The sequence below is a fragment of the Paraburkholderia podalyriae genome (assembly GCF_014397785.1).
Taxonomy (GTDB): Bacteria; Pseudomonadota; Gammaproteobacteria; order Burkholderiales; family Burkholderiaceae; genus Paraburkholderia; species Paraburkholderia podalyriae.
This window is the reverse complement of the sequence record NZ_VZQQ01000125.1, coordinates 1-8115: the sequence shown is the minus strand read 5'-3', so window position 1 is coordinate 8115 and position 8115 is coordinate 1. Positions and strand designations below refer to the sequence as shown.

Below are 8115 nucleotides of genomic sequence, written 5' to 3'. Positions count from 1 at the left end.
GCAGGAAAACGCGTGTGAAGCAGACGGTCGGCAACGTGGCCGAGCGCCTCGTGTTTCTTCCACCCATAAAGCGCTTCCGCGCCGCTGTTCCAGTAGGTAATTACATCGTCCATATCGCGAGCTACCATGCTGTCGTGGGTAAGGTCGAGAAGCTGTGCCTGCTCACGATGGACCGCTGCCAGTCGGCGAGTCCTATGCACGAGAAAGGTGACGACGAACGATGTCACAAAAAAGGCAGTCAACGCTACGATGTCCTGCTGGGCATCTGCCCGGAAGGTAAATAGGGGCTGTGTAAAGAAAAAGTTGAGGCAACCAACAGCGATCACCGAGATAGCTACCGATGAAACGAGGCTGCCCATCAGTGACACCAGCAAGACCTCGATCAGGTAGACGAACCCAACTACCGCGACGCCGGCTCCCAAGCGAAAGCACACCCAGGTCGCGATTGCTATGCTGATAGCGCCGGCGAACGGGATCGCGGCAACCGAGCGCGATTGAACGATCCCGTTGGTCGTTCTGGTTGCGTGCATCCCCCGCCAGCCACCGTTCGCAAAGAGATCCTTCATTCGGTTTTTCCCCTTTGAACGGCAAGTCGAAGCGCTGACTCGCCCTCTCGGTCAAGGGACACGGCAAACCATGTGCTCGTCGTACGCGGTACTCGCAAGGTCTGGGCGTGCTGGCGCTTCGCAACACCTCGGCGTTCACCCTAGCCCTACTTTCATTGGAGAGGACCGTCCTGTCAATCCTGATCTATCATCAGGGCGGTCCGCCGGCGAGCGGACCGCTCCCCTGACCTCGCTCGAACATCATGCCTGTCTGCTGCACATCGTGGGGCCAGGAACCTTGTTCATGCGCTTCCCGCCGAACTTGCGATGCGAGCGAAAGGCCGGGTCGACTTTCATGACAGTCTCATCCTCGGTGTCAAGCGGCCAGTCACCAATTTCCGGCGAACGGCGGGTCGTGTTTAGGGTTGTAGGACGCCTGCCCTGATCCGCGCGCACGCGAACTCGCGCAGGAGCCGGCGGGCAAGCGTCCTACAAGCCCCAAGGGAGGAAACCGCGGAGTGTTCCGATGTGGTCGGAACGTTTCACCGCTATGGCGATTTGTCCGGTCCGATTGAGGACGTGGTGGATGTGAACGCGGCTGAATTGGGGCCTTTGATTGGCACGATCGTGGCAGCGACACGGCGGCGGGTTGCTCTCGCGCCGAGTCGGCCAGCGCCAGACTACCCGTTCGAAACGATAGGCGCAGGTGTCTCCTATTGGCTCTCGTTGCCGAAGAGCCGACAGTCGATGTGTGCATCCTGACACGATGATGTTCATGCGTGGGCTCGCTCAACAGGTGGTGCCCGGATAGGCCTGCTGCGTTGGAGTATGTCGATGATGATGATCATCGGCGAACCGCAGTGCCGGCAAACAAAGGTTGGCGGTACTGCAGCTGTGGCTACGACGTTAGCGCCGGGTTCGATATGGGCAGGCACTACGCTCAGCAACTCGCGTATCTTCGCGAGACTCTCGCGCCGCGATGGGTTCGCGAGCAGCCCGTAATGGCGGATGCGGTGCAAGCCGCCAGGTAGCACGTGCAGCAGGAACCGGCGCACGAACTCATCCGCTTCGAGCGTCATGGTCTTGTTGCGTGTGCGTCCGTCCACGCGGTAATCCTTCCAGTGGAAGGTGACGCCGTGTTCGTCGCGCGCGATCAGGCGTTGGTTGGAGATCGCGACGCGGTGCGTGTAACGCGACAGATAGGCCAACACCGCTTTCGGTCCGGCAAACGGGCGCTTGGCGTACACCACCCATTGACATGCTCGCATCGGCGCAAGCCATTCGGTGAAGGCTGTGACATCGTTGAGCCCGGCATATTCGCCGAAGAAGCGCAACTGGCCGCGGCGATAGATCGCTTCCAGTTCTTCGAGGAAGCGTCGCCGGAACAGGCGTGAGAGCACGCGCACGGGAAGGAAAAAACCTGGCTTGCATGCTACCCACCGGCTTCGATCGGGCGACAACCCACCACCGGGAACGATGCCATGCACATGGGGATGATGCGTGAGCGCGGAGCCCCAGGTATGCAGGACGAGCGTGGCGCCGATCTGTGCCCCGAGATGCTTCGGATCGGCGGCGATGGTGCGCAACGTCTCGGCTGCGATATCGAACAGCAGCCCGTAGATGACGGCCTTGTTGCAATACGCAATCGCGCTGATCGCAGCCGGCAGCGTGATCCGCCTCACGCGCTTCGAGCCAACGACGCGCCGCAGTAGCCTGGCACCTTGGGCAATGTCTATTGCGACACGAGTTGTAGGCGACCTCGATGTGTTCGCAGCCGGAACAGCGCAACACGTGTCCACCCAGCGCCGCGCTGCGGCACTGTTCGATCGCCGACATCACCTTCAACTGGTTGCGCGTTTCCGTCCATTGCGAACGGAAGAACTACGATGGTCGTTAGTGATCGTGCGAAGCTAGGCACATCGTTGTGAAAAGCGACAGGTATCTCGATATCGGAGTTTGCATTATGATCAGGAATGCGAACGCAACAGGTGTGAGCGATCATGGCGCATGGCGCCGTCAGTGAAGTGCGAGCCCCGCGCTGGTTCAGCAGTAGTGGCGCAGGTTGATCATCGTATAGGCAAGCGTCTTGAACGCATAGTGAACGTCACTGATGCGCTCAAAGCGCAGCAGCAGACGGCGGAACTTGTCCTCCCAGGCGAAGACCCGCTCAATGGTCCTGAAGCGCTCCTCGAAGATGGCCGGATCATAGCGCTGCTTGCGGCCTCGCTTCGGTGTTTTGCGTCCGCGCGGATTCTCGGGGATGTTCGGGGTCATGCCGCGATTGAAGATCGCCTTGCGGTTGGCCCTGCAGTCGTAGACGCCATCCAGGCTGACGATTGAACCGTGCAGGCCCGCGCCAATGGCGCGGGCCATGGCGGTGAGGCTTGGCAGCGCGTCGCGCAACAGCGGTGATTCGTTGCGGTTGCCGGGAGCGCTGATGAATGGTGCAATGACGTTGCAGTTTCGATCGCACAAGGCTACCACCTTGTCGCCCTTCAGATGCTTGTGCCCGCTATACCCGAGATTGTCGCCGCCTTTCTTCGCCGCCGTCGTGGTACCGTCGCCGTGGATGACCGAAAGGTCAAGCAGCTGGTCCTGATGAAGCTGCTGCACCGAGCCCGAAAAGATGGCATCGATACAACCATCGGCCTGCCAGCGACGAAATGTGCGGTGGATGCGCGTATAGTGGATTTCATGGTGACCTTCTGCATTCCTGTCGATCGGCAGCATCTTCCATTGACAACCCATGTACAGCGCCTGCAGGATGTAGTTGAAGATCTTGTGCAAGGCCAGCGTGGGGCGAGGTCCGCGACGGCCCAGGCGCAGATGCGGCCAGACAAATTGCTCGAACTGCTCCAGGCGCAATCTTGTTGGAATCTTTTGCCAGCATGGGCTTCGGGTCATTCGCTGCGTCCAGAAATCTGGACTTTAGCCGATCTGGCTACTCTGACCTGAAATCCAGTCCTGGCGCGGCTTGCAGACAATTCCACGGCCGTCGAAAACCCGCAACCAGTTGAACCAGTACAAGGGCGAAATTACACGCTGGCGCGAGGCCGTGCGTCGTCACCGGCGGGAAGGCGTCTTTGGACATACGTTCCTCTTTGGGCTGTCCGATGGACGCGTGATTGACGGCAGCCGTGGCGGCACTAGCGCGCGATGGCTGAACCATGCGTGTGCCCCCAAACTGCGAGACCATCCAAGACGGCAGTCGCATCTTCATCCACACGCTGCGGCCGATCGACGTCGGCGAAGAACTGTTTATTTACTGTAATATCTGCTGGCGACTGACGATCCGCTCGATGAAGAGATTCGCGCGCAGTACGCGTGCCGGTGCGCCGCATTGGATTGTCGTCAGTCGATGCTGGCGGACGCGGGGTGAACAGGGTGTCGAAGGTAGTCAGTAAACAGCGAGGTTCTGGAAAGCGGCCACGCAACGAAGCCGTAGAACGCAATAATTCTGTCAACCCGAAATTGCGCTTCCAGCCGGGTCTCGATCGGGATCGCATCATGGCACTGGCAGAACTCGACTTCATCGAACGACGTCAGGCCGTGCATTTCCTCGGTCCGCCCGGAACCGGCAAATCACATCTGTGCATAGCGCTTGGCGTTGAGGCCGTTCGTGCCGGTAAGAGTGTCTACTTCGGTACGCTTGCCGAGATCGTCGCGTCGATGGTGAAGGCCGAGCGCGAAGGTAACCTTGCACAGCGCGTGCGCTTCCTTGCATGGCGGCAGATTCGCCACGAGAGGCGTACTCAAGGTTCCTTGGACGGCGTTCGTTCGATGAAATCTTGGGCGATGGCGCGCCCGGCAAGTCTGGATGCGGGGCCGACGCATTGCGTCTCATCATTCCGGAAGGGATAGTCAGACATACGTCGGTATGATGGACAAGTCGACGCTCCAGGGTCTAGATTGAATAAGCAATCATTGGCAAGCGACCTTATGTCCTCCCGAAGCCCCTCGCAACGACAGCCGCGGGCTTCCGTTTCCGGGATCGTCTGGATTGTCGACGACGACGAATCATCCCGCCTGGCACTCGAAAGCCTGGTGCAATCGCTCGGCTATTCGACCGAAACTTACTCGCTGCCTTCGGACTATCTGGCGGCGCGGGCGTCGCACCTTCGCACCGAAAACGGAGTCCTGCTTTCCGACGTCCGCATGCCCGGCATGTCAGGACTGGAGTTGCTTGACCGTCTTGTCGCACTGGGCGCCGCGCCGCCGACGATCTTCGTGAGCGCGTTTCCCAGCGACGCGCTGCGAGTGCAGGTGCAGTCCAGCACAGCCATCACGCTGCTCGACAAGCCCGTGGACGCGGCGCTCCTGAAACGAGCACTCGGCAACGTCGGGATTTAGGCAGGGGCGCTCAAAACAGCGTTTTGCGGACCTCTTTCCGTCAATGGCGGCTGGCGCGTGTCTAAGGGCGCGGCTTTCTTTGTTGCCGCCCAATTTCGAGTGCGGCGGCCTTGAAAACGAGATCCGGGAGTGAGTGCGCGTCCATTTTCTTCATCAACTGGCCGCGATGGATTTTCACCGTGACTTCGCTCAGGTTGAGTTGCGCGGCGATCTGCTTGTTGAGCATTCCGCTGACCACCAGCGCCAGGATCTCGCGTTCGCGCGGCGTCAGCGAGGCGTACGCGGTGCGTACAGCCGCGAGGCTGTGTTCCTTTTCGATGCGTTGCGAGTCTTTCGAAATTGCCTCGGAAATCGCGTCGAGCATATCCTGGTCACGAAACGGCTTCGGGAAAAAATGGAATGCACCAGCTCTCATCGCTCGCACCGACATTTCCATGTCGCCGTGCCCCGTCATGAAGAGAACCGGCATTTGCAGTCCCTCGCGTGCCATCGCCTGCTGGAACGCCAGCCCGCTTTCGCCTTTGAGCCTGACATCGAGGATGAGACAGCTTGGGCCGGCGGGTTTGCGAAACGTCACGAATTCCTGCACCGAACAGAACGTCTCGACGGAATACCCGACCGACTCCAGTAGGTCGCACAGCGCGAGGCGGATGGACTCTTCGTCGTCGACGACAAAGACTGTCGAGCCGCGGATTCCACCCGTGGACGACGGTACATGCCGATCGGTAGCCATAAACGAGTCCTCAACACGCCACAATGCGGCGGACTGATGAGACATTTTCGCCCGCTTGACAGAGACGCGTCCCCGCCGTTTTGCGCCGATAAGACGCGTTCCAAGTATGACACGGTAAGACGAGAGTAGGGTAAATGTCCGAATGTAGGTTTGCCGCCGCCCAAGCGGCCCGCTACCCTTGCATCTACGTCTGCAATGCGTCGCACAAAGCGGCTAGAACATGAACCGCGGCATGGGGCGAGCGATACACCCTCTTTTCGGAGCTTACTACGCCGTCGATGCCAGAGGCGTGCTGCAGATTTACCTCTACGCGCCTTGGCAAGCGCAGTCACCCCGGCCCCGCTCGACGCGGGGGGCAGCACAAAGCAGGAGATACCGGAAAACGACTGCTGTTGGCCGCTGCATGCCCGGCAGCACAAACGCCGCCGCAAACCGCCCCTGCCGCCGCGGGCTTTAAACCTGCGGGCTTAGGCGCGCTGAGCTGCTGCACGCGGACAATCATGCCGTTCGACAGGGATGGCGAAGCGAAACACCGCACTGCCAGGCTTGTTCGGCGCCTGCGTCGATGCGCCCGCTATGAGTCTCGGCAATGGACCTGCAGATGGCGGGGCCCATGCCTATGCCTCCCGCTTTCGTCGTATAAAACGATTCAAAAAGGTGTTCCAGCTCTCCGTCGCGCAGCCCCACGCCCGTATAGGGGCAAGGAACATGGTCGGATATGTCATGACCTTCCTACGCCGTTTCCAGACAGACAACAGTCGCAAAACTCAACCGTCCACCTGAGCCCCAATCCATCCAAGTAAGAAATGGAGATCTTTCAGCAAGGCTTTTGCGTCATGGATTTGTGGGGTTTCGAGCGGGGTTTCCGTTGCTTTGAGATTCCCTGGTCGATGACGGAAGGTATGGCGTGCGATGAGGGCCAAGGCGTCCGCCAGCGAGGTCGCCGCGGCGATGCCGAGCAACAGGTATGGCAGTAGAGGCTTGAGCACGGAATGCACGTAAGCGCGGTTAATGCGTCGGTCGGGCGGCAATTCATGGCAGGCGTGGGCCGTCAGGGTGGTCAAGGCCTGCAAGTTGTCGCACAGCACCTTGGCGGCGAGATCTTGTACCACCGCGTGTTGCGACAGCCCCGAAACATGCTCGAGGTTCAAGCGGTGCTTGAGGCGCTTGAACGCTTCTTCTATTCGCCAGCGCTGAATAACGTCTGAAGCCGGAAGAACGCATCGCGCCAACCGAACGGGCGATGCGTGTCTGGAACTGGAACCGCTCGCGCGGTAGAAACTACGGTCAGGCGTTGCAGATCAGTGAAAGGCCGGCAACGCAATTCCGTATGTCGGCGCATGAGGTAATCCGCCTCGTTTTCCCAGAGGAGCCAATCATGACCTCCTCACACGCAAACGTCCCCCGAAGCTCCAGCACATGTTTGGCCACCGCCGAGGACCTGCGGCGCTACCAGCATCTGGTCGATCACGGCACCTCGCCTCTATCACTGAATGCCGCGATCGCGGGACCGCAATCCTTTTCGAAGTCGCGCTCGACCGCCCCGAACGGATGGTCAGTAAGGATGCACCCGGTGCGCCTGCCCGCACGCTGCCCGTCGTGCTCAGCCCCGATGAAGTTGCGCTGTGCGCTCGGCCACGCGCTGGTCCAACTCTGCGGTGGGGCTGAACCACCTGGGCGCAAGTTGAATAACCGTCTACGCGAGCGCCTGGCGCACGGCGGAACGCTATTTAGGGGCTATTTTTGGGGCTGCCGAAAGAGACTCGGTGTGGCTGGGCATGCAGTGGTTCACCACAGCGAGCCTCTCAGGATAGCTAACTACGAGCGTTGTCATGCGGCAATCGTCAAGACCCGATCGGACAAATCAAATTCAATTGCGATTGATTTAAGGCGACGCTCCCAATCCCATACGCCAAACACGTCATGCAAAGTTTGCAGAGGGGTAAGCAGCGATACGGTGCGACTATCGTCGATAGCGATTCGCGAATGGAGCAGCGTTTCCTTCAGAGCAGTGACGCGGGATCTGGGAATGTGCGGTGGTATTGTCAACTTGTTGGTGCGACACGTGTCGCCGTCAGCCGCGCGTTATGCGGCATGTAGTCGGCGGTAAAGCTCTTTCTTGCCTTGTCACGCCCGGCGTCGGAACATTGACTGCGAGGACTGTGACCTGCTGTGCGACCAGCAGTAGCCTTCTATGAGGAGAAAATAGTCAAGGCTTTTTTGTTCCGGGCTTCTCATCGAATCAGTACATTTTCTGCCATCTTGGGTCCTCCTCGTCATGCAGGCGCATTGGGGGGGACGAAATTATCTTGCACGTGTCTGAAGCGCGTTGCGCACGTGAGACATTCACGTCTCACCGCCTTCTTCTATGAAGGGTAAGTAATTGTCAAGGCCCGGTTTGCACAGATCCCTCCTGAGACTTCTATGAAGGGTAAGTAATTGTCAAGGCCCGGTTTGCACAGATCCCTCCTGAGACGTCATCAAGTT

Annotated in this window: 6 protein-coding genes and 3 pseudogenes; 3 read left to right on the top strand and 6 right to left on the bottom strand. The window is 59.5% G+C overall.

The genetic code is table 11. The features are described 5' to 3' along the window. The 3 genes and pseudogenes from F6X42_RS40950 to F6X42_RS40940 form a co-directional block, all read right to left on the bottom strand. Nucleotides 1-566: DUF4118 domain-containing protein (locus F6X42_RS40950; RefSeq protein WP_187639484.1), on the bottom strand; the 566-nt coding region annotated here is incomplete at its 3' end. Between the two features lie 752 nt (nt 567-1318). Beyond that, nucleotides 1319-2390, bottom strand: a pseudogene (locus tag F6X42_RS40945) (IS91 family transposase). Between the two features lie 198 nt (nt 2391-2588). Next, the gene (locus F6X42_RS40940; RefSeq protein WP_187639483.1) at nt 2589-3449 is read right to left on the bottom strand and encodes an IS5 family transposase; all 861 of its coding nucleotides are present in this window, start codon (nt 3447-3449) and stop codon (nt 2589-2591) included. 70 nt (nt 3450-3519) lie between these two features. Between F6X42_RS40940 and F6X42_RS44970 the strand changes: the two are divergent. The 3 genes and pseudogenes from F6X42_RS44970 (at nt 3520) to F6X42_RS40930 (ending at nt 4895) form a co-directional block, all read left to right on the top strand. After that, nucleotides 3520-3924: pseudogene (locus F6X42_RS44970) on the top strand (SET domain-containing protein). Between the two features lie 98 nt (nt 3925-4022). Next, a pseudogene (locus F6X42_RS40935) lies at nt 4023-4268 on the top strand (ATP-binding protein); the annotation flags it as partial. Between the two features lie 186 nt (nt 4269-4454). After that, on the top strand, nt 4455-4895 hold the full coding sequence (locus F6X42_RS40930) for a response regulator transcription factor (protein ID WP_026225839.1): 441 nt from the start codon (nt 4455-4457) through the stop codon (nt 4893-4895). 61 nt (nt 4896-4956) lie between these two features. Here F6X42_RS40930 and F6X42_RS40925 read toward each other — a convergent pair whose 3' ends face one another. The 3 genes from F6X42_RS40925 to F6X42_RS40920 all read right to left on the bottom strand — a co-directional run bounded on the left by F6X42_RS40925 (nt 4957) and on the right by F6X42_RS40920 (nt 6779). Beyond that, nucleotides 4957-5628 carry a response regulator transcription factor gene (locus F6X42_RS40925; RefSeq protein WP_187639482.1) on the bottom strand — a complete coding sequence of 224 codons (672 nt, stop codon included), beginning with the start codon at nt 5626-5628 and terminating at the stop codon, nt 4957-4959. Nucleotides 5629-6126: 498 nt separating this feature from the next. Next, a complete protein-coding gene (locus tag F6X42_RS45735) occupies nt 6127-6315 on the bottom strand; it encodes an ATP-binding protein (protein WP_312893019.1) in 189 nt (62 codons plus the stop codon). A gap of 80 nt (nt 6316-6395) precedes the next feature. Beyond that, nucleotides 6396-6779: a hypothetical protein gene (locus F6X42_RS40920; RefSeq protein WP_246530514.1), complete on the bottom strand. Its 384-nt coding sequence runs from the start codon at nt 6777-6779 to the stop codon at nt 6396-6398. Nucleotides 6780-8115 lie beyond the last annotated feature (1336 nt).

What these genes read in the sequence shown, in the direction of transcription:
- F6X42_RS40940 (WP_187639483.1), bottom strand. Translation starts at nt 3,449, where the DNA reads ATGACCCGAAGCCCATGCTGGCAAAAGATTCCAACAAGATTGCGCCTG.
- F6X42_RS40925 (WP_187639482.1), bottom strand. Translation starts at nt 5,628, where the DNA reads ATGGCTACCGATCGGCATGTACCGTCGTCCACGGGTGGAATCCGCGGC.